Genomic DNA, 20,537 nt, shown 5'->3' on the forward strand with positions numbered 1-20,537 from the left:
TGCCGGCTGCCGAACCGCACTGCGATCGGCATGAATGATCATGCTGCCGATCGCTGGAGGTCCGTCGTGGCCAGAGGTGCCACCTTCGCCGCGCTGCGCCACCGCAACTACCGGATCTGGGCGCTCGCCGGTTTTGTCTCCGTCATCGGCACCTGGATGCAGGTCCTCGGCGTCAACTGGTACGTCCTGAAGGAAACCGGCTCCGCGACGTCCATGGGCTTCGCCGTGCTGCTCCAGGCGGCGCCCACGCTGCTGCTCAGCGTCTGGGGCGGTGTGCTGGCCGACCGCCTGCCCGCCCGTCCGCTGCTGATCGCCGCCCAGGTGGCCCACGCGACGCTCGCCGCCGGACTGGCGGCGGTCGCCCTGACCGGGGTCGGCGGCCTGCCGCTGATCTTCGCGATCTCCCTGGGCACCGGTGCCGTGTCCGCGATCGAGGGCCCGGTGATGGGGCGGTGGGCCGCCACCCTCGTCGACCGGGAGACGCTCGGCAACGCCCTGGCGCTCGGGTCCCTCACCAACTCCGCCGGGCGCATCCTCGGCATGAGCCTCGGGGCCGTCGTGGTGGCCGCCGTCGGACCCGCCCTGCTGTTCGGCATCAACGCGGCGAGCTTCGCCGCCGTGGTGGTGGCGCTGTTCGCGGTACGTCCGGGAACCCCACCGACGCTGACGGCGACCGGCCGAACCCACGACGGCGTCCGCGCCGGCTTCGCGTACCTGCGCGGGCAGCCGGTGCTGCTGCTCGCGCTCGCCCTGGCGTTCGTACTCGGCAGCCTGGGCCGCAACTACCAGGTGACGATGGCCGCGATGAGCGACGGGCCACTGCACGCCGGTGCGTCCGGCTACGGTGTCCTGTCGACCGTGTTCGCGGTCGGGACCGTGCTGGGCGCGCTCGTCGCGGCCCGCCGAGGTTCCCTGGGCTACCGGACCCTGGTCGCCGCGGGTCTGTTCGCCAGCGGGCTGGAGATCGTCGCCGGCCTGGCACCGGGGACCTGGAGCTTCGCCGCGATGATCCTGCCGATCGCCGCCGCCGCGGTGGTCATCGACACCACCGTCGGCACCCGCGCCCAACTCGACACCGACGGCGCGATGCGGGGCCGGGTGCTCGCCGCGCTGGCGGTCACCGGCTCGGTCTCGGCCGCGGCCGGTGCTCCGCTGCTCGGCTGGCTCGCCGAACATGCCGGGCCGCGCCAGACGCTCGTGCTCGCCGGGTCCACCGCGGCGATCGCAACGGTGGCGGCGGCTGTCGCCCTGGACCGCCAGCACGCCCGCGCGGCCCTCGCGCTGGTCGCGCCACGGCCTCGTCATCCGGTACGGCGAGTGGCGTTCCGGGCCGCCCGCATCGTCCGACCCGCCGGGGCGGTGTGTGTCATCGCGCCCGCCGGCGTGGGGCTGGGCGCGTCCCGGCTCGGGGAGTTGGCCACGGCCGGACCGGCGGCGCGTCGCTGAGACAGCGGTCACCCCCGGTGGCCCGCGCACGGGACAGGACGACACGAAGATCATCGTTACGCTGCGATCATGGACATCGAGGAGCGGCTGCGACGGACCCGTCGGTGGCTGTGGATCGTGCTGATCGGGCTCTTCCTGAGCGGTGCCACCGCATTTCCGCTGGAGATCGAGGTGCGCTGGCTGCTGCGCGTACTGGACCCGCTCTCCGACCAGCTTCCCGCCCTGGTCGACTGGATCGAGCGGGTGCACACCGGGCTGGTGACGGCCGACGAGGACTACCCGTTCCTGCTCTACGGCACCGACTGGCTGGCGTTCGCCCACCTGGTGCTGGCGGTGGCGTTCTGGGGGCCGCTGCGTGACCCGGTGCGCAACGTCTGGGTCGTGCAGGTCGGCATGATCGCCTGCGCGGGCATCGTTCCACTGGCGGTGATCTGCGGCCCGATCCGGGACATCCCCTGGTTCTGGACGCTCATCGACCTGTCCTTCGCGGTCGGCGCGTTCCCGCCGCTCTGGTTCGCCTACCGGCACATCCGCGCCATCGAGGCGAGCACCGCCGGTGCGGTGACGCCGACGTCCTGAGCCGCGGGCTCCCCGCCCGTCGTCTTGCGCCGCCGTCACCCCTGCTGCTGCCGGCGCCGGCTCGGGGCGCGGTACTGGTGGCGGCCGCCTCTACCCGGCAGGACCACCGTGGACCGACGGAAGGGCCGCCGCGTCAGCGACGGCCCTTCCGGTCGGTGCCTGGTCTGCCTCTAGTGCGACAGCAGGTCGTGGGACTCGCTGATCTTGGCCCAGGACTTCGGTGCGGTCGGCGCGGCGGTGGCCTTTCGTGCGGTGGTGGCCACGTCGGGTCGGCCGGCGGTGAACAGCCAGGTGGTGAACAGGTCGTCCAGGTCCAGCCCGGAGATCTGTTCGGCGAGTGCCTGGAACTGCTCGATGGTGCCGTTGCCGTACCGGTGCTCGGCGGTCCAGGCCGGCAGGATCTCGAAGAACGCGTCGTCGCCGACGGCCAGCCGCAGCTGGTGCAGGGTCATCGCGCCCCGGTCGTAGACGGCGTTGTCGAAGATCCGGGCCGCGCCCGGGTCACCGGGCAGCACCTGCCAGAACTCGTCGTCGGCCGGGTAACTGGCGTAGGCGAAGTCGAACACCTCCTGCGCGGTGCCCTCGCCCTGCTCCTCGGACCAGAGCCACTCGGCGTACGAGGCGAATCCCTCGTTGAGCCAGATGTTGCGCCAGTCGGCCACCGAGACCGAGTCACCGAACCACTGGTGCGCGAGCTCGTGCGTCACCACGTACGTGTTGGCGCCGCGCCGCCAGAAGCCCGGCCCGTACACCGGTCGGGTCTGGGTCTCCAGCGCGAAGCCGATGCCGTCCACCGGACCGGCCACGCCGCCCTGCGCCTCGAACGGGTACGGGCCGAAGATCCCGCTCTCCCAGTCGACGATCTCGGCGGTCCGCTCGATGCTGGCCCGTGCGGCCGGACCGAGCGCACCCAGCGAGGTGCTGTACGCGTTGACCACCGGCTGACCGCCGGGGGTGGTGTCGGTGACGATGTCGTACTGCCCGATGGCCAGGAAGGCCAGGTAGGGGGCGGTGGGGGAGGTGGTCCGCCAGATCCAGCGGGTGCGGTTGCCGGCCTCGGCGGCCGGCGGCCGCGGCTGCACGCCGTTGCTGATCACCTCGACGCCGGTGGGCACCGACACGGAGATGTCGAAGGTGGCCTTGTCCAGGGGGTGGTCGTTGCTCGGGAACCACCACCACGCCGACTCGGGCTCGTTGACCGCCATCGCCCCGTCGTCGGTCCGGGTCCACCCGGTGTAGCCGCCGACCAGGGTCTCCGACGGGACGCCGGCGTAGCGCACCACGATGGTGAGCTGCTGGCCCCGGGTCACCGTGCGGGTCGGGGTGACCACCAGCTCGTGGGCGCCCGCCGTGCTGGTGCTCGCCGCCCACCCGTTGACCCGCACCGACTCGACGTCGAGCAGGAAGTCCAGGTTGAACGCCGAGAGGTCCTGCGTCGCCGTGGCGAGGATCGTGGTGGTGCCACTGAGCTGGTCGGACGCCGGGTCGTAGCGCAGCCGGACGTCGTAGTGCTCGACGTCGTAGCCACCGTTGCCGTAGTCGGGAAAGTAGCTGTCGCCCAGGCCGGGTGCGCCGGGTTGCGGCGCGGCGGTGACGACGGGTCGGCCCCAACCGGTCGGGGCGGCCTGGGCGGGGGTGCCGGCGAGCATGGTGCCGGCGGTGGTGAGGGTCAGGGCGGCGGTGGCCGCCGTGAACATTCGTCGCACGGGGTGGACTCCCTCCATCGGGTGTTCGCCACGCCAACCTAATAGACAACCGTGAGCGTCGCCGGCCTGCCGCGCCCGACCTGCCGTCGCCGTCCCCGGTGGACCGTCGGCCACCGGTCACTGGCGTGCCTTGCGCCGCAAGGTCACACTGTGTGGATCGGAGGTGACGCGTGCCGCGGTCCGAGGTGCCCAAGCGGGAGTTGATCGGCCAGCGACAGTCGCCCGGAGGTCGGGACCGGCTGCCGGCCGGTGGGCTGGAATTCTTCGCGCTGCTCGCACGGCTGCTGCGGCGACCCCGCCGCGGTGACCGGAGACTGCCACTGCTCTGGCTGGTCCGTTCCGACACCTCGGATCTGATGGTGCCGCTGCGCCGATTCCTCGGTCAGGGGCCCCGGCGGCGGGTGCCGCACGCCGTGCTGGACGCCGACGCGCCGCCGGGCGCCGGGGACGTGCCGGCGCTGCTGCGCGAACTGCACCGACAGCTCTCCCTGGAGGCGTTCGGCGCCGCCCGGCTGCGCTTCCGGCACTACCCGCTCGCGGACTGGCTGATGCACCAGAGCCTCAGCTTCGGCGTCGACGCCGACGACAGCAGGGCGGCCCTGGTACGCCGGCTGCGGGATCGCCGGGGCACGCGTACCCCCGAGGCGCTGCCCTCCGGTGGTGACGCGGTCAGCATCGTCTCGCAGGTGCTGCTCTGGCTGGTCCGCCGCGCCGTGCCGAGCGTGGTCTTCCGGGCCGCCGTCTCCGGCCGGGTGCCGGTCATCGGGCGGCACTACAACTGGTTCATGCGCCAGCAGTACCTGGCGCCCCGGCAGTCGGTCACGTTCCTCGGCTTCGCCGAACGCCTCACCGCCGGGTGGCGCGACGGCGAGCAACCCGACCAGGTCAACAAACTGCTGCTGCACGCGTTCCTGGAGGACCTGCGGCAGGCGTACCGGCGTCGGCCGTGGCGTCCGTCGGACTGGCGGCGCACCGCGTACCCGGCGCTGCTGCTCGACCACGTCGCCCCCGGCAACGTCGGCGGCGAACTGGTCCGCCTGATCGGCGACGTCCGCACCGAAACGGGCCGCAACGACCCGCTGCTCATCGTCGTGTCCGGCGGGCAACCACCGCCGGAACTGCCCGAGCCGCACCCGCTGACCGAGGCCGACGAGGCGTACGACGAGTGGGCTGAGGCGCTGCCGGAGATGCGGCGGCTGCGCCGCCCGGCCGCCTGGCTGGTGGCGTTGCGCCCCGACGACTCCGACACCGGCCCGCCGTCGCGTGGCGGCATGCGACCGTTCTCCGCGCCCGACCCGCCCTGGTGGTCGCGGCGCTTCCTGCCGGCGGCGCTGTGCCTGGTGCTGGTGGCGGCGCTCGGTGTGTGGGCGGGCAGCCGGTGGGCGCCGGGGTGTCACCCGTCGCTGACCGGCGGTCGGGTCTCGGTCGAGGTGGTCGCCAGCGGCGAGTGTGTCGGCTACAGCGACAGCGCCGCGCAGGTGTTCAACGACGATCCCGGTCAGGAGGGTCTGCGGAAGATCCAGCGGCGCATCTTCGCGCAGAACCGCGCCGCCGAGGAGGTCTGGCAGCGCAGCGACCGACGCCGGCCCTTCCTGACCCTGGTCTACCTGGGCACGCTCACCGGCAACCGGACCCGCGCCGACGAGGAGTCGTACGTCTCCGAGCGGGAGGAACTGGAGGGGATGGCGACCGCCCAGTACGCGTTGCTGAAGGAGTCGGCCGGCGCCGACGGTGCCGCGCTGCTGCGGATCGTCGTGGCCAACGGCGGCCGGCAGATGATCTACTCAGACCGGGCCGTGTCGATGCTGGCCGAGCTGGCGTCGGACGACCCCACGGTGGTCGGGGTGGTCGGCCTGGTGGAGAGCCGGACGAGCACCGCCCGAGCGCTGCGCGAGCTGAACAAGGTCGGGCTGCCGGTGCTGGCACCCACGCTCTCCGCCGACCGGATGGACGCCAACTCCCGCCTCTACCTGCAGATCTCCGCGTCCAACACCGATCAGGTGGAGATGGTCGACGCCTACGCCCAGCAGGTGCTCAAGGTCGACGAGGCGCACGTCTACTACACGACGTTGGAGGGCAGCACGCTCACCGAGGACCTCTACGTGGGCACCCTCGTCGACGGGCTGCGGCAGCGGTTCGGCGCCCGGATGACCCGGCTCGACGAGTGGCGCACCGGTGAGCGGCTGGTCGACGAGTGCGGCTATCCCGGGCTGCTCTTCTACGCGGGTCGCTGGTCGGAGTTCGACGGTTTCCTGCGGGCGCTGCGCGAGTGCGGCGGCAACCCGCCCCGGCACCTCGTCGCCGACGACTCGGTCAACCGCTACATGGCCAACCCGGGGCTGCGCGCCGCGGCCCCCGGCAACCTGCCGGTTACGTACGTCTCCAAGGCATCCCTGGCCACCTGCGCCGCGCTGCGGGTCGCCGAGGAGCGCCGCGACGACGCCCGAGCCAGTTTCCTGGCCTGGATCCAGGCCGACGACCTGCTGGATCCGCCGCGCTGCCGGCCGGACTCCGGGCACCAGGTCGGCGAGCGGGTCAGCCTCGCCTACGACGCGGCGATGATGATGATCCGGGCGGTGGAGAGCCTCGCCGCCCGGCTGCACCACGCCGACCCGCGACAACGGTGGGAGCCGACGTCGGTCAACCCGGTCGCCGTGCACGCGGAGGTGCTCCGGCAGAACGCTGGCCAGGGCTACCGGGGGGTGGCCGGGCTGATCCGGTTCACGCCCGAGTCGGGCGAGCCGGTCGACAAACGGCTGGCCCTGCTCCGGGTCGAGCAGGTGCCGCAGGTGGCGACCGCGCCGGTGGAGGTGTTCCGCTGCGGGCTGGCCGACGCGCCCGACCCCGTGCCGTGCAGCCCTGCCTGACGGGTCCGGCGGGACACGTCCTCGCAGGACTGTCCGGGTGCCACCGCCGTCCGTTAGGGTTCCTGGGACCAGACGGCCGTCGGCGTTGGGGGCAGAGGGTGGGCAGGCTCGCGTCGGCGTACGGGCAGGCGATCAACTCCCACCGGGCGGCCCGAGCGCACCTCGACGCCGCCCGGAACGCGCTCGGCACCGCACCGGCTACCGTCGCCCCGGCCGGCGTCGACGCGCTGGTCGCCCGCCTCGCCCGCCTCGGCGGCGCCCTGGCCACCCCCGCACCGGGCGTCACCCCGCTGATGGAGGAACCGACCGCGGTACGGATCGGCGAGGCGTCCACCTCGGACGGCGGGTTTCCGGTGCTGGTCCCGCTGGGCGGCGGCCACCATTTGGCCCTGGACACCGACGCCCGGGACCCGCGGGTCGCCGGGCTGCTGCGGGCGCTGGTGCTACGGCTGGTCGCCACCGCGCCGCCCGGTCAGGTCCGCGTCGCCGGGATCGACACCGCCGCGCTCGGCGCGACCTTCGGCCCGCTGCGACCACTGCTCGACGCCGGGGTGCTCGACCCGCCGGCCACCGCCGAGGCCGAGGTGGCCGCGCTGCTGGACGCCGCCGAGCGGCACGCCCGCGCCGCGCAGCACGCCCAGTCCGCGGCCCGGCACCTGCTGGTGGTGGTGGCCACCGCCGCGCCGCCGCCGCGCGAGCTGGCCCGGCTCGCCGCGCTCACCCATGCCGGCCCGGCCGCCGCCGTGTGCGTGCTGCTCGCCGGCCACCCGTCCCGGCTGCCCGGCGAGACCCCGACGCCGCTGGGCGGCACCACCGCGGTCCGGCTCGACCAGGGGTACGCCTACGTCGGCGACCCGCCCGGCACCCCGTTCAGCGCCGACGGCTCCGGTCTCGCCGCTCCCGTACTGCTCGATGGTGACCCGCCCTCCGCGTCGGTACGCGCGCTCGCCGAACACCTGGCCGCCGCCGCCCGCCGCTCCGACGCGTTGCCCTTCACCGACCTGCTGCCCGAGCGGCGCTGGGTCGAGTCCGCCGGCAACGGCCTGCGTACGGTGATCGGCCGGGCCGGCGGCGCCGCGCTGACGTTGGCCTTCGACGACGCCACCCCGCACTGGCTGGTCGGTGGTCGCACCGGCGCCGGCAAGACCGTCTTCCTGCTCGACGTCCTCTACGGGTTGGCGGCCCGCTACTCCCCGGCCGAGTTGCAGCTCTACCTGCTCGACTTCAAGGAGGGCGTGAGCTTCACCGAGTTCGTGCCCACCAGCCGGGACCCGTCCTGGCTGCCGCACGCCCGTGCCGTCGGCATCGAATCCGACCGCGAGTACGGTCTCGCCGTCCTGCGCGAGCTGCGCCGGGAGGCGCAACGGCGGGCCACCGCGCTGAAGCGGCACGGCGTCACCAAACTCGCCGACCTGCCCCGGGACAATCCGCTGCCGCGCATCGTGGCGGTCATCGACGAGTTCCACGTGTTGCTCGCCGGCAACGACACGCTGGCCCGGGACTCCGTGGACCTGCTGGAGGAGTTGGCCCGCAAGGGCCGCTCGTACGGCATCCACCTGGTGCTCGCCAGCCAGAGCATGACCGGCATCGAGGCCCTCTACGGCCGGGCCGAGGCGATCTTCGGGCAGTTCGCGTTGCGGGTGGCGCTACCCGGCGGTGGCGGCGTGCTCGACCAGCTCAACACCGCAGCCGCGGCCCTGCCGATCGGCTCCGCCGTCATCAACACCGCCGCCGGGGCGGTCGGCGCCGACACGGTGCTGCGTTTCCCCGACGCGCACGCCGCGGCGGCGGACCTGGCCGCGCTGCGCCACGACCTGTGGCAGGCCCGGCCGGCGGGCTCGCGGGCACCTGCGGTCTTCCGGGGGTACGAGGCCGCGCGGGTCGAGGACGACCCCACGTTCGCCGGGTTGCGTCCCGGTGGCCGGCGTCCGATGGCCCTGGTCGGCCGGACCGTCGACGTGCACGGCACCACCGCGCTGTTCCTGATGGACGCCACCCCCGGCCGGCACCTCGCCGTGGTGGGCACCGCACCGGCCGGCGCGGACGTGCTGCGCGCCGCGACACTCAGCCTGGCCCGCCAGCACAACCCCGGCGATGTCCGGTTCCAGCTGGCCTCCCTGGTCAGCTCCGCCGCCGGTGTCGCCGACGACACCGAGACGCTGCTGCGGTCCGCCGGGCACCCGGTGCAGCGCCTCGACGCGGCCGGACTGCGCGACCGGATCGCCGCGCTGGCCGCCGAGCCCGCCGGTCGGGAGTACCTGGTGGTGTTCGGGATGGACGCCGCCGCGCCGGTCCTCGGGGCCACCGACCCGGGCACGTTCCGCTCCGGCCTGGACGACCTGCGCACAGTCCTGCGCCAGGGACCCGGGCAGGGTGTGCACCTGCTCGGTTGGTGGCGGGGGCTGCGCCGGCTCGCCGACGACCTCGGCGGCACCCAGAACCGCGACGACGTCGCCTGCCTGGTGGCGCTCAACGTGCCCGGGAGCGAGCTGGCCCTGCACCTCGGGACCCACGACCTGGCCTACACACCCCGCGCCGACCGGGCGCTGCTGATCGACCGGCACGACCAGCGCACCCGGCTGATCGTCCCGTTCGCCGGCGAGGGGGACGAGCCGGACTTCGCCGGCCGGGCGGACGAGCCGGACTTCGCCGGCCGGGCGGACGAGCCGGACTTCGCCGGCCGGGCGGACGAGCCGGACGGGGAGCGGTGACCGTGTCCTTCGAGGAGTACGCGGCGCTGGCCCGACAGCTCGCCGAGCAGCACCGAGCCGGGGAGCAGCACGCCGCCGCCGAGTCCGCGCGCCGCCGTGACCTGCACGCCGCCGTCGACTACCTGCACCAGCGGCTGACCGCCCAGGGGCAGCGCCTCGACCAACTCGGCCAGGCGATCGGCGTCGACCAGCCGGCCGCCGGACCCGCCCCGGGTCGTCCGAGCGAGACCGCCGCCTGGCCCGGCCCGCCGCCCAGCTCCGGCCCCGCCGCCGGCTCCGTCCCCGGCCCCGCTGCGGGGTTCGGTCCTGGCTCGGCCGTCGGGTCCGACCCGTTAACCGCGGCCGGAACCGGGGACGGGGCATCCGACGGCGCAGCCGGCGCGCCGGGGCGGGCGGGTGTTGGGGCGTACCCCCAGGTGCCGGCGGGGGAGGCGCGGCTGGCGTTGCCGACGGCGGCGAGCCCGACGGGCGCCGGGGTGCCGGCGCAGCGGGCGGCGGCGGTCGACCCGGTGGTGGAGCTGGAGTTGGCCCGGCGGATGGCCGACGAGGCCGACCGGCACGGGCAGCAGGCGGAGTTGTTGGCCCAGCGGCCGGCGCTGCTGCCGACGTGGTCGCCGCTGGCGCGGGCGGTCGCCGTCTACGTCGGGTGCGCGGCCGTCGCCGGGGTGGTCATGCTGGCCCTGGTGCTGGCCTCCGGGGTCGGGATGGTCGACGGGTTCACCCTCGGTGCGTGGACCTGCGCGGGGTTGCCGGCGGTGGCGTTCTTCGGCGGCTACCTGGTGCTGGGCCGTTGGGGGCGGCCCGCCATGGTCGCCGGCACCCCGCCGCGCTATCTGCCGCTCGGGTTCCTGATCTGTTTCCTGCTGGTGCCGATGGCCTACTGCGCCTACCTGCTGCTGGTCCGCGGCCTGCGCTGACCCCGACGCGTCCCCTGCGCAGGGTCCTTGCATGATCCACTCGAGATCACTGAAACCGGGTCATCGAGGCCGCTCGGATACCCCGATCTCAATGACTTCGTGACGATCATGGAGGGCTGCGGACGCGGCATACGCAGGTGTTGTGCTTACTGCCACATCCGGGGCCAAATCGAGTCAGGGGAGCTTGCGCCGGGGGACCAGTTGCCCTCCACGGTGCAGCTCAAGGCTCAGCACGGTGTTTCGACGACCGTGGTTCGGCAAGCCATCCTCGTCCTTCAGGCCCAGGGCTGGGTGCAGGGTGTTCACGGGCTCGGGGTGTTCGTCGCCGAGCGCTGAACCCGTGGACGCCATGCGATCTTGGAAGGAAAGTGCCCTTGGAGGGGCCGAATCCTTCCAAGATCTACCGTAGTGGGGTCCCTGATGCGCGATCAGGCGGTCGCGCTGGGTGCGCGGATCTCGTACGCTCCCTTGTGGTCTCCGCCGGTGCGGTGGTGGAGGCGATGGTCGATCACGGGGAGGTGCGCGTGAGCGCAGCACAGATCATCGCGAGGTTGGCGGCGGCGTCGCAGAAGCTGGACGAGGCGAAGGCCAAGACCGCAGCGGCAGCACAGGACGCAGCCGAGGCACGAGCACTCGTCGCCGGAGCGCTGGAAGGCGTTGCCGCTGGTCCACTGGTCGGGATGATCGACTCGTATCGTCAGGCGCTTGCGCAGGCGTCTCAGGGCGGCGACCCAGCCAAGCAGCATGTGCAGGAGACGATCGCCAAGGTCCGAGCGCTGGGAAACTGACCACGGGTGGTGGCAGCACAACCCGCCGTTCGCCCGTACGACCTGCGGTTCCACCGCCGGAGCCGCCTGTCCTGGAGCACGGCGCCTCGGTGCTGACCAGCGAGGTCAAGGCGTACGGCGACGGCGGTGACCTTCCGGTCATCCGCTTCCCCGGCTAGAGCGCCCGGTTAGGGCGCCCGCTCGATCACGACGACGGGGATCTCGCGGTCGGTGCCCTTCTGGTAGCGGGCGTACGTCGGGAAGACCTTCGTCATGACGGGCCAGAGCCGAGCCCGCTCCTCGCCCGTCGCCGTCCGCGCCCGCCCGGTAAATCGTTCCGCGCCGACCTGCACTTCGACCGTCGGGTCGGCGCTCAGGTTCAGATACCAGGCCGGGTGCGTGCTGGCACCTCCGTTGGACGCCACCAGCAGGTGGTTGTCGCCGTCGCGGCCGTACATCAATGCGGTGCGGCGCAGTTTGCCCGTGCGGCGTCCGCGCGTGGTGAGCAGCAGCGACGGTACGCCGTAGAAGGTGTCGCCGTCCGCGCCGTCGGTCTGCACGTAGCGCCGGATGTGCTCGGCGACCCACCCGACCGGGCTGTCCTCGATCGTCTCGTGCTGCTCCGGTGCCGTCACGGCATCGTCTCCTTCGTCGGGCCGGCTCGGAGGTGGGCCGGCTGGGAGGTGCGCCGGCCGGTTCGGAGGTGGGGCCGGTTCGGAGGCGGGCTGGTCGGAGGTGCGCCGCTCAGGACGTCGCGGTGGACTGTCCACTGCGGTCGGCCGGCCGGGTGCCCTGCCCGGGGCGGGTGGTCAGCACCTGGGGGCCGGCCTCGGTGATCGCGACGGTGTGCTCGGAGTGGGCCGTGCGTGAGCCGTCCGCGGACCGGATCGTCCACCCGTCCTCGTCAAACTTGATCTTGTCGGTGCCGCGGCAGAACCACGGCTCGATCGCGATCGTCAGACCGGGCTTGAGCGTCATGCCCCGGCCGGGGCGGCCCTTGTTGGCGACGTGCGGGGCCTCGTGCATGGTACGGCCGATGCCGTGCCCGCCGAACTCGTTGTTGACCTGGTAGCCGTAGCGGTGGGCGACCTCGCCGATGGCGGCGGAGATGTCACCGAGTTGGTTGCCCGGCTGTGCGGCGTCGATCGCGGCGGCAAGCGCGACCTCGGTGGCCTCGATCAGCTTGAGGTCCGCCGGGCTGGGGGTGCCGACGATGACGGACAGCGCGGAGTCGGCGACCCAGCCGTCGATCCCGACCGCCATGTCGATGCTCAGCAGGTCACCGTCGCGCAGCACGTAGTCGTGCGGCAGGCCGTGCAGCACGGCGTCGTTGACCGAGAGGCACAGGACGTTGCGGAACGGGCCGCGGCCGAACGACGGCGCGTAGTCCCAGTAGCACGACTCGGCGCCCCGCTCCTTGATCCGACGGCGGGCGTGGCGCTCGAGGTCCATCAGGTTGACCCCGACGGCGGCGACCTCCCGCAGCTCCGCCAGCAACTCGCCGACGAACTGGCCGGTCACGGCCATCCGTTGGATTTCCTCGGGGGACTTAAGCTCGATCACGACCAACCCTCCCTGTCCGTAGCGGTATATTTATACCACGGCTCGGCGCGTCCGCCCGGATGGCGTTGCTGGTCCGCGACGGCAGATCTATCCTGCTCACATGGTTCGCCCACCGCTCACCCCCGCGCAGATCGCCGCGGGTCAACGTCTCGGTGCGGCGCTTCGGGTCGCGCGAGGTGGCCGTCCCCTCGTCGAGGTGGCCCTGGCGGCCGGCATCTCGCCGGAGACGCTCCGCAAGATCGAGGTGGGTCGGCTCCCGGCGCCCGCGTTCGGCACGGTGGTCTGCCTCAGTGAGGTCCTCGGCGTCCAGCTCAGCGACCTGGCCGAGGTGTGGCTGGCCGACCTGCGCCTCCGCGAAGCGTCCTGAGGGCCGGCCGCGCGAGCACGACACCCACCGGCCCGCCGCGCGAGCGGCGAGCACACCGTCAGCCGCGCGGGCGGCGAGCACACCGTCAGCCGCGCGAGCGGCAAGCACACCGTCAGCCGCGCGAGCGCGGCAGGCAGCACTTCTTGTACTTGGTGCCCGATCCGCACCAGCACGCGTCGTTGCGGCCGGGCGGCCAGGCCCGTAGGTCGGGGCCGGTGAGCGAGTCGGCGTACTCGTCCTGGGTTTCCTCGTCGGTGGGGTCGCTGCCCTCGCTGTCGGCGAAGGCCGCCAGGTCGGCGACCGTGCCGACGGCCACACCCAGGTCCGCGCCGCCCATCGCGGACGCGTCGACGAGGGCGCGTTCGATCTGGGCGCGGTGCTCGTCCCACGTGGCGGGGTAGCTGTCGGCGAGGGTGGGCCAGCGCAACAGCAGCGCGGTGAACTCGGTCTGCGGCCAGAACAGCAGCGTCGCCGGGCCGTCGTCGAGGGCGTCGAGCGCGTGGTCGCTCGCGGCGCGCAGGCGGTCGGCGAGGTTGTCGTACTCGTCGTGCGGTAGGCCCTGTTCTTCGCGCAGGTCGTGTCGCTGCTGGGCCAGGCCGTAGATCATGGCGGCGGCCTCGTCCTGGGCGTCCTCGGATGCGTGCTGCTGGGTCCGGGTCCGTTCCAGGATGGCGTCCAGCGCCCCGGTGAGCCATTCCACCGCCGTGTCGCTGTGGCCGGACTCGACCAGTTCGTCGACCAGGTAGGTCGCCGCCGGGTCGGTCTCCAGCAGCGGACGCAGGGCGGTCAGTTCGGCCATGCCCTCGTCGGTACGCCCGAGGCGCAGCAGCAGGCCGCCGCGCACCCCTCGCGCGTACGCGTTGTCGTCCGGCTGTTCGGCGACGGCGCGGGTGGCCAGCGCCAGCGCGTCGGCCAGGTCGCCGGCCTGCTCCAGGATGTCCACGGCGACCAGCAGGGCGTACCCGGTGTCGTCCGGGTCCGCGACGCGCCCCTCGTCGACGGCGCCCACCAGTTCGGCGACGAGCGCGGCCGGGTCCGGGCTCTCGAAGCCCAGGTTGCCGATCTCGTTGATGCGGTCGGCGGTCAGCAACTCGGACATGGGCGCATCCTGAAAGACGACGGGCGGTGGGTGGGGGAGCGGCCAGCGTACTCCGGAACATGGCGCGGCCCGGGCGGCGAACCGCCCGGGCCGTGTCACGAACCGTCAGCGGGTCGCGGGCATGGTGGCGAACTCGCCGGCTAGCTCCGACTCGACGATCGTCGTGGCGGACGGCCGGCGACCGGCCGACGCCCGCCGGGCGGACGGGACGGCGAGGGCCGCGAGCGCGGCGGCCAGGGCGATGGCCGTGAGGACGAGAAACCCGGTCGTGAAGCCGGCCTCCCGGGGCAGGCCGTTGGCCTGCGGGTGCGCGGTGATCACGCCGCTGACCACGGCGGCGCCGATCGCGCCTCCGATGGTGCGGATGTTGGCGTTCATACCGGTCGCCACGCCGGTCTGGCTGGCCGGCACACTGCCGACGATCAGGTTGGCCATCGACGCGAAGGCCAGACCGATGCCGAGGCCGACCAGGCCGCCGGCGATGGCGACCTCCCAGCGGGTGTCGTGCGCGGCGGCGAGCATCGCCGAGGCGGCCACGTTGAACGCGGCACCGGTGGCGAGCTGCGCCTTGGCGCTGAAGACGGACTGGAGTCGGCCGGCGACGAGGCCGGCGACGAACATCGCGACGAGCATCGGCAGCATGAGCAGACCGGCCTGGCTGATGCTCGCCCCGAAGCCGTAACCGGCGGCGGTGGGGGTCTGCACGAACTGCGGCAGGAACGCGTAGACGGAGAACATCGACGCGCCATAGAGCAGGGCGACCAGGTTGGTGGTCCAGACTCCGGGCAGACGCATCATCCGCATGTCGATCAGCGGGTTCTTCGAGCGCAGTTCGGCGACCAGCCAGCCGACCAGCAGCACCACGGCGAGCGCCAGCAGACCGAGCACCCGGGTGGAGGTCCAGCCCCAGGTCGCGCCCTGGCTGATCGGCAGCAGCAGCGCCACCAGCCAGCCGGAGAGCAGCAGGGTGGCGCGCCAGTCGATGCGCCCGGGGGTCCGGACCGGCGACTCGGGGACGAACAGGTGTGCGGCCACAGCGGTCAGCCCGACCACGACCATCGGGATCCAGAACAGCCAGCGGTAGTCCAGCGTGGTGACGATCGGGCCGGCCAGCACGATGCCCAGGCCACCGCCGACGGCGACGATCGCCGAGATGGAGGCCACGGCCGTGGAGACCCGGGCGGCCGGGAACTCGTCGCGGATGATCCCGAACGACAGCGGGAAGACCGCTCCGCCGATGCCCTGCACGACCCGGGCGAGGATGAGCACGCCGATGTTCGGCGCGATGGCGGCCAGGAGGCAGCCGAGCGCGAGCGCGGCGAGCGAGACGACGAGCATCCGCTCCTTGCCGACCATGTCGCCGACCCGTCCGAGGATCGGCGTGAAGATCGACGCGGAGAGCAGGTAGGCGGTCAGGACCCAGGTCACGGTGTTCTGGGAGGTGTGCAGATCCTGCTGGATGGTCGGTAGCACCGGGGTGATCAGCGACTGGAGCATCGCGAAGAACCCGGCACCGGCCGCGAGCACGGTGAAGGTGAGCCGGCGCGAGCTGCGCCGGGAGGTTGCTGCCACGAGAGAAAACTCCCTGAGTACGTACTGAGCCCGTCATCTGCGACGGGCAGGGCTGTCGGGTCCGGGCGATCGGGTGGCCAGGCGGCGATCGGGCGGACCCCGAGGTAAGCTAACCGGAGGCAGGCCTCCGGGGTTTCCGGAGGGGTGCCTCCACTAAGTTAGCGGAGGGTTGCCTCCGGATGCAACCAGGGTGAGGTGACGCACGTCATGACCAGCGCGGGGCAGGCGCCCGAGGTCTTCGCCCAGCGGCCCAAGCGGGCCGATGCGCGGCGTAACTACGACGCCCTGATCGCGGCGGCGCGCGAGGCGTTCGCCGAGCACGGCGCTGCTGCCTCCCTGGAGGACGTGGCCCGGCGGGCCGGGGTGGGCATCGGCACGCTCTACCGCAACTTCCCCAGCCGACGGCACCTCTTCGAGGCCGTCTACGTCGAGGAGGTCCGGGCGCTGAGCCGCTCGGCCGAGGACCTCGGCGAGCTGCCCCCGTGGGACGCGCTCGTCGCCTGGCTGCACCGGTTCGTCGCGTACGTCGCCACCAAGCGGGCGCTCGCCGAGCAGCTGCTGCACGACTCGGAGATCTTCACCAGCTGCCGGACGGAGATCTACGCCGCCGGCGAGCCGCTGATGCGCCGCGCCCAGGATGCCGGCGTGGTCCGTGCCGACGTCGGCTTCGACGACGTGGTGCGTCTGATCAGCGGCCTCACCATGGCCCAGTTCCCGTCACCCGAGCAGCGCGACCGGGTGCTCGGCGTGGCCCTGGACGGGCTGCGCGCCACCGGGCGCTGACCCGACGTCAGCGGTCGACCAGCAGCAGCCACTCGTCGTCGAGCCGTTCCACCACCGTGCCCGTCGGCCAGCGGTGACCCGGGTCGACAACCGCCCTGGCCTGATCGACCTGCGGGGGCCGGCTGAACTCCGCGTCGCGGAAGCTGGTCATGCGGTGGAACCGGGACCGGCCGAAGTTCGCGGCGTCGGTGAAGCGGGCCCGGTCGAACAACGCCTCCGCGCCGAACACCGTCCAGCGAAACAACGCCATGCCCCGGAAGCGGACGGAGTGGAAGGTGGCCGACCGGCCGAACTCGGTGTGCTCCATCGACAGGGCAGCGTCGAAGACGGCCTCCTGAAAGGTGGCGGCGTCCTCGAAACGGGTCGCGTCGAAGCTGGTCGGCTGACCGAAGACCGTCCGGCGGAATGAGGTCAGGTCGGCGAAGGTGGACCGCCGACAGGACAGGCCACCGGTGAAGGCGGCCCCGTCGAAGCTGGCCACACCGCCGACGCGAGCGCCGTCCAGCAGGACCTCACCATCGGCCGCGAGCCCGTCGAAGGCCACGTCGCCGAAGGTCGCCGCCCCGAGCTGGAGACGCCCCCGGGCCGTCGCGCCCGCGAAGGTGGTCGTGCCGGTGAACGTCGCCGCCGTGAAGGTCGCGTCGACGAGCGTGCAGCCAGTGGCGTCGAAGTCGACGAGCGCGGCGCCGGTCAGGTCCAGCACCACCTCCGGCCAGTGGGCCGCGTCGTCCGCGCGCAGGTGCCGGGTGAGCACGCTCTGCGCGGTGCGCCGGACCTCCGTCTCGCGCGGCTCGCCGTCCGGCGCCGGCATCCGCAGGTACGCGCAGAGCACCGCCGTGATCGTCGGGCGCTGCCCCGGGTTGTCCTGACCGAGGCGCTCCAGCGCGTGCAGGCCGCCGAGGCGTACCGCCGCGCTGTCGTTGCCGAGCAGCTCGACGGCCCGGGTGTAGAGCTCGGTCAGCCGGCGCTCGGCCGCGTCGTGTTCGGCCGCACCGGAGTGCCGGTCCTGCTGGCGTTGCGCCGCCTCGGCCACCGACTCGGCGTGCGCCTGCACCCGGTCCCGGTGTGCCTGGTCGCGGGCGGCGACGCTCTCCTGGTGCCGTTGCGCGCGTTCGGCGATCCACTGGCGACGGGCGGCCAGCAGCAGGGCCAACCCTCCGCCGGTGCCGGCGACCACGGTCAGGCCGGTGCGGATCGCGTCGATGCGCAGCGTGGCGCGGGTGTCCGGCTGGCCGGCCCGGTCGGCCTCGGCGAGCAGCAGGTCGAGCACCAGCCAGCCCAGGGCGGCGGCGACCAGCAGACCGACCAGCACGAGCCACCACGGCATCACCCGTAACTGGCGCTCGGGAGGTTCGTCGGCGACCACGGCCACAGCATGCCATTCGCGCTCACCACCCGGGGGTGCGCGACGGTGAATGTCGGGTGGGCGACGTTCCTGGGAAAGGGGGTGCCGCACATCAGAGGTGCTCGATAGCCTGCTGCCGCTGTCCAGTTGGGACAGACGTGGCGTCCCAGAGGAGCAGCGCGCATGACCGAGCCGCACAGCGTGCCCCCGGAGGGCACCCCGCCGACCGTGCCGCAGCTCGACGTCCGGGCGGCCGAGCCACCGACCGCGGCCGCCCCACCACCCACCGGCGGGTTCGCCGACCGGCCGCCCGGCTATCCGAGTGCGCTGGTCTGGCTGCGCGCCGGGATCCTGCGGGACTGGCGGGGCGTGCTCGGCGCGTTCGTCGCCACCTGGTTCTACCTACCGCTCGCGCTGCTCCTGGCGTTCTGGAGCGGCCTCACCTTCGCCGTCACCGGGCTCTTCGTCGGCGGGTTGGGCGCCGATGACCAGGTGCCCCAGGTGCTGCGCGACGCCCCGCTGATCGGCTCCCTGCTGGAGGCGTTCCTGACCCGCTCCGGCGGGGTGCTCGGCGGCGTGACCGGCTTCGTCGCCGGGTTCCTGATCGGCTTCCTCGCCGTGCTCGTGGCGCCCTGGCTGGGTGCCGAAGACGGGGCGTTCACGGTGGTCACCGGTCTGGTCGGCACGGTGGCCGCGGCGGCGCTGATCGGGGTGCTCTACACCCTCTACCGGGTGCTGCTGGAACCGCGTCTGCTGGTGGTCTCCGGCGCCCGCCAGCCCAGCCGCCGGGAGTACGCGCGGCTGAGCCCCGTGCTGGGCGAGTGCGCCCGGCGGCTCGGCCTGGACAGCGTGCCCCGGCTGCTGATGGAGGACGACCCGGTCCTGAGCAACGCCCGCACGTACGCGCGGCACGTGGTGATCACCACCGCGGTGCTGACCGAGCCGGACGAGGAGGTCGCCGCGCTGTTCAGCCACGAGTTGGTGCACTGGCGCACCGGCGACGAGATCACCAGCGCCTTCGTCCGCGGTGTCGGCCTGCCGCTGACCCTCGCACACGCCCTGCCGACCTGGCTGATGCGGACGTTCCCGCACCCGGGCACCAACTTCGTGGTCTTCCTGTTCTTCTGGCCGGTGCTGCTCACCATGCGCTACGTGGTGCTGCCGCTGCACGCCCGCGACGTGCGGGCGGCCGAGTACCGGGCCGACCTCGGCACCGTGCTCACCGGGCACGTCGACGGGATGCGGCGCGTCCTGGAGCGGCGACTGTCCTTCGAGACCGGCCGCAGCGGCTGGGACGAGGCGGTCTGCGCCACCCACCCCCCGCACGAGCTGCGGCTCGACGCGCTGGAGCGGGCGTCGGCGCCCGCGGTGGCCGCCGCCGCGGACGAACCCGTCACCGTCGAGCGGCTGTTCGGCCACTCCGGCCCGGTGGGCACCCGCCGCACCTGGCTGCTGGTCGGCGCCCTCGTGCTGGCGGCCTGCGTCGGCACCGGCGGGCTCGGCGTGGTGCAGTGGGCGTTCTTCCGGCCGCAGGCGACTGTCGACGGATACTTCGCCGCACTCGCCGACCGGGACAGCGACGCCGCGCTCGGCTTCCGGAGCGACGGAAGTGGCGTCACCGACCGCAAGCTGCTCGCCCAACTGGTGCGCGGCAAGGGTTATCGACCACCGACCGACGTTGAGATCACCAAGATGGACCGGGACGGCGACAGCGCCACCGCCACCGTGGCGTACCGGTTGGCCGGGGAGCGGCGCACCACCGAGGTCGCCCTGCGCCGCGACGACGAGGCCACCCTCGGGTTCTTCCACGGTTGGCAGGTGAGCGGTGGGCTGACCTCGCTCGACACCCCGATCGCCGGCCCCGGGGTGCAGCTCAACGGGGTGGCGCTGCCGGGCGCCGCCGAGGGTCCCGCACTGGTGCTGCTGCCCGGTGAGTACACCGCGACCGGCCCGGCCACCGCGCTCAGTGAGACGCCGAGCGAGATCGTGGCGGTCGCCCCGGGGCAGAGCACGGCGGCCCTCCAACTGGCCCCGGTGCTCAAGCCGACGGCCGGCGAGGCCGTCGAGGCCCAGGTACGCGCCTGGTTGGACGAGTGCGCCACGCAGACGGTCGCCGCGCCGCCGGGCTGCCCGTTCCGCTACTACGGCGGGTCCGCGCAGAAGGTCACCTGGAAGATCCTGGAGTACCCGAAGATCGCCGTCGAACTGACCGGCCCGGCCAGCGCACAGGTCCTCACCCCGAGCGAGACCCAGGGCCGGGTGCAGGCCAGCGGCACCACCACCTCGTACCTCGGCACCAACACCCCGTTCACGGACGAGGACGAGTTCACCGTGGCGGGCGTCGCCACCGCCGACGGGGACACCATCGCCTTCCGCCCCGCCACCAACTGACCGGGAGAGACCGTGACCGACAGCGACACCGCCGCGCGACAACCCGTCCGGTTGACCATCAGCCCGCGGCACCGGCAGCCACCGCCGGTCGCCCTGCTCGACTGGATCCAGCGCAACCCGCAGTACCGGCCGGTGGTCCGCCAGGCCGGCGGCGGCGGGGGACGGCCGGGCTTCACCGACGCGGTGATCATCGCGGTGCTGGCGCAGGGGCTGCTCCCAGGCCTGTTCAACCTGTTGCAGTCCTGGGTCGACCAGCAGCGCACCGAGGCCAGCGTCCGGATCCAGGCCGGCGACACCGAGGTGGAACTACAGGTGAGTGGACGCACCGATTCGGCTCACCTGCTGGCCCAGGCGACCGAGGCGCTGCGGGCCGCCCGGGAGCCCGGCCCGGACGCCGCCGACTGACACCGGCGGCGTCCGCACC

General features: G+C 73.3%; 17 protein-coding genes. 11 read left to right on the plus strand and 6 right to left on the minus strand.

Translation table 11 applies throughout. From position 1 onward, the window contains the following. The first annotated feature begins 66 nt into the window (after positions 1-66). A complete protein-coding gene (locus AB0O48_RS21925) occupies positions 67-1,446 on the plus strand; it encodes an MFS transporter (RefSeq protein ID WP_365067936.1) in 1,380 nt (459 codons plus the stop codon). A gap of 69 nt (positions 1,447-1,515) precedes the next feature. Further along, on the plus strand, positions 1,516-2,025 hold the full coding sequence (locus AB0O48_RS21930; protein WP_357251195.1) for a hypothetical protein: 510 nt from the start codon (positions 1,516-1,518) through the stop codon (positions 2,023-2,025). A gap of 170 nt (positions 2,026-2,195) precedes the next feature. Here AB0O48_RS21930 and AB0O48_RS21935 read toward each other — a convergent pair whose 3' ends face one another. After that, complete coding sequence (locus AB0O48_RS21935; protein ID WP_357251197.1) at positions 2,196-3,731, minus strand: M1 family metallopeptidase; 1,536 nt, start codon at positions 3,729-3,731, stop codon at positions 2,196-2,198. Between the two features lie 170 nt (positions 3,732-3,901). Here AB0O48_RS21935 and AB0O48_RS21940 point away from each other — a divergent pair, with 170 nt between their 5' ends. The 5 genes from AB0O48_RS21940 to AB0O48_RS21960 all read left to right on the plus strand — a co-directional run bounded on the left by AB0O48_RS21940 (position 3,902) and on the right by AB0O48_RS21960 (position 11,014). After that, on the plus strand, positions 3,902-6,598 hold the full coding sequence (locus tag AB0O48_RS21940) for a hypothetical protein (protein ID WP_365067940.1): 2,697 nt from the start codon (positions 3,902-3,904) through the stop codon (positions 6,596-6,598). Positions 6,599-6,696: 98 nt separating this feature from the next. Beyond that, entirely contained in the window at positions 6,697-9,309 is a 2,613-nt protein-coding gene (locus AB0O48_RS21945; RefSeq protein ID WP_365067943.1) for an FtsK/SpoIIIE domain-containing protein, read from the plus strand. Between the two features lie 2 nt (positions 9,310-9,311). Further along, positions 9,312-10,226 (plus strand): hypothetical protein, encoded by a 915-nt coding sequence (locus tag AB0O48_RS21950; protein WP_357251205.1) that lies wholly within the window; start codon positions 9,312-9,314, stop codon positions 10,224-10,226. A gap of 108 nt (positions 10,227-10,334) precedes the next feature. Then, positions 10,335-10,562, plus strand: a complete 228-nt coding sequence (locus tag AB0O48_RS21955) for a winged helix-turn-helix domain-containing protein (protein ID WP_357251437.1) — start codon at positions 10,335-10,337, stop codon at positions 10,560-10,562. A 164-nt stretch (positions 10,563-10,726) separates the two neighbouring features. Continuing rightward, a complete protein-coding gene (locus tag AB0O48_RS21960) occupies positions 10,727-11,014 on the plus strand; it encodes a DUF6244 family protein (RefSeq protein WP_231394634.1) in 288 nt (95 codons plus the stop codon). Between the two features lie 167 nt (positions 11,015-11,181). Here the strand turns inward: AB0O48_RS21960 and AB0O48_RS21965 are convergent, their stop codons facing one another. Together AB0O48_RS21965 and map are read right to left on the minus strand one after the other, a co-directional pair. Continuing rightward, on the minus strand, positions 11,182-11,628 hold the full coding sequence (locus AB0O48_RS21965) for a nitroreductase family deazaflavin-dependent oxidoreductase (RefSeq protein ID WP_357251207.1): 447 nt from the start codon (positions 11,626-11,628) through the stop codon (positions 11,182-11,184). Between the two features lie 109 nt (positions 11,629-11,737). Beyond that, positions 11,738-12,556, minus strand: a complete 819-nt coding sequence (gene map / locus AB0O48_RS21970; protein WP_357251209.1) for a type I methionyl aminopeptidase — start codon at positions 12,554-12,556, stop codon at positions 11,738-11,740. A 100-nt stretch (positions 12,557-12,656) separates the two neighbouring features. Between map and AB0O48_RS21975 the strand changes: the two genes are divergently transcribed. Continuing rightward, complete coding sequence (locus tag AB0O48_RS21975; RefSeq protein WP_357251211.1) at positions 12,657-12,923, plus strand: helix-turn-helix transcriptional regulator; 267 nt, start codon at positions 12,657-12,659, stop codon at positions 12,921-12,923. A 112-nt stretch (positions 12,924-13,035) separates the two neighbouring features. Here the strand turns inward: AB0O48_RS21975 and AB0O48_RS21980 are convergent, their stop codons facing one another. Both AB0O48_RS21980 and AB0O48_RS21985 read right to left on the minus strand, forming a co-directional pair. Continuing rightward, on the minus strand, positions 13,036-14,022 hold the full coding sequence (locus tag AB0O48_RS21980; protein ID WP_365067950.1) for an SEC-C domain-containing protein: 987 nt from the start codon (positions 14,020-14,022) through the stop codon (positions 13,036-13,038). 105 nt (positions 14,023-14,127) lie between these two features. Then, the gene (locus tag AB0O48_RS21985) at positions 14,128-15,594 is read right to left on the minus strand and encodes an MFS transporter (protein ID WP_365067952.1); all 1,467 of its coding nucleotides are present in this window, start codon (positions 15,592-15,594) and stop codon (positions 14,128-14,130) included. A gap of 207 nt (positions 15,595-15,801) precedes the next feature. Between AB0O48_RS21985 and AB0O48_RS21990 the strand changes: the two genes are divergently transcribed. Next, entirely contained in the window at positions 15,802-16,377 is a 576-nt protein-coding gene (locus AB0O48_RS21990; protein WP_357251219.1) for a helix-turn-helix domain-containing protein, read from the plus strand. Positions 16,378-16,384: 7 nt separating this feature from the next. Here AB0O48_RS21990 and AB0O48_RS21995 read toward each other — a convergent pair whose 3' ends face one another. After that, positions 16,385-17,743, minus strand: a complete 1,359-nt coding sequence (locus tag AB0O48_RS21995) for a pentapeptide repeat-containing protein (RefSeq protein WP_357251222.1) — start codon at positions 17,741-17,743, stop codon at positions 16,385-16,387. 162 nt (positions 17,744-17,905) lie between these two features. Here AB0O48_RS21995 and AB0O48_RS22000 point away from each other — a divergent pair, with 162 nt between their 5' ends. Together AB0O48_RS22000 and AB0O48_RS22005 are read left to right on the plus strand one after the other, a co-directional pair. Continuing rightward, positions 17,906-20,113 carry a M48 family metalloprotease gene (locus AB0O48_RS22000; protein ID WP_365067957.1) on the plus strand — a complete coding sequence of 736 codons (2,208 nt, stop codon included), beginning with the start codon at positions 17,906-17,908 and terminating at the stop codon, positions 20,111-20,113. 12 nt (positions 20,114-20,125) lie between these two features. Next, positions 20,126-20,518, plus strand: coding sequence for a hypothetical protein (locus AB0O48_RS22005; RefSeq protein WP_357251228.1), 393 nt, complete (start codon positions 20,126-20,128; stop codon positions 20,516-20,518). Positions 20,519-20,537: the final 19 nt, after the last annotated feature.

This window comes from Micromonospora sp. NPDC085948, from assembly GCF_040686315.1.
GTDB lineage: Bacteria > Actinomycetota > Actinomycetes > Mycobacteriales > Micromonosporaceae > Micromonospora.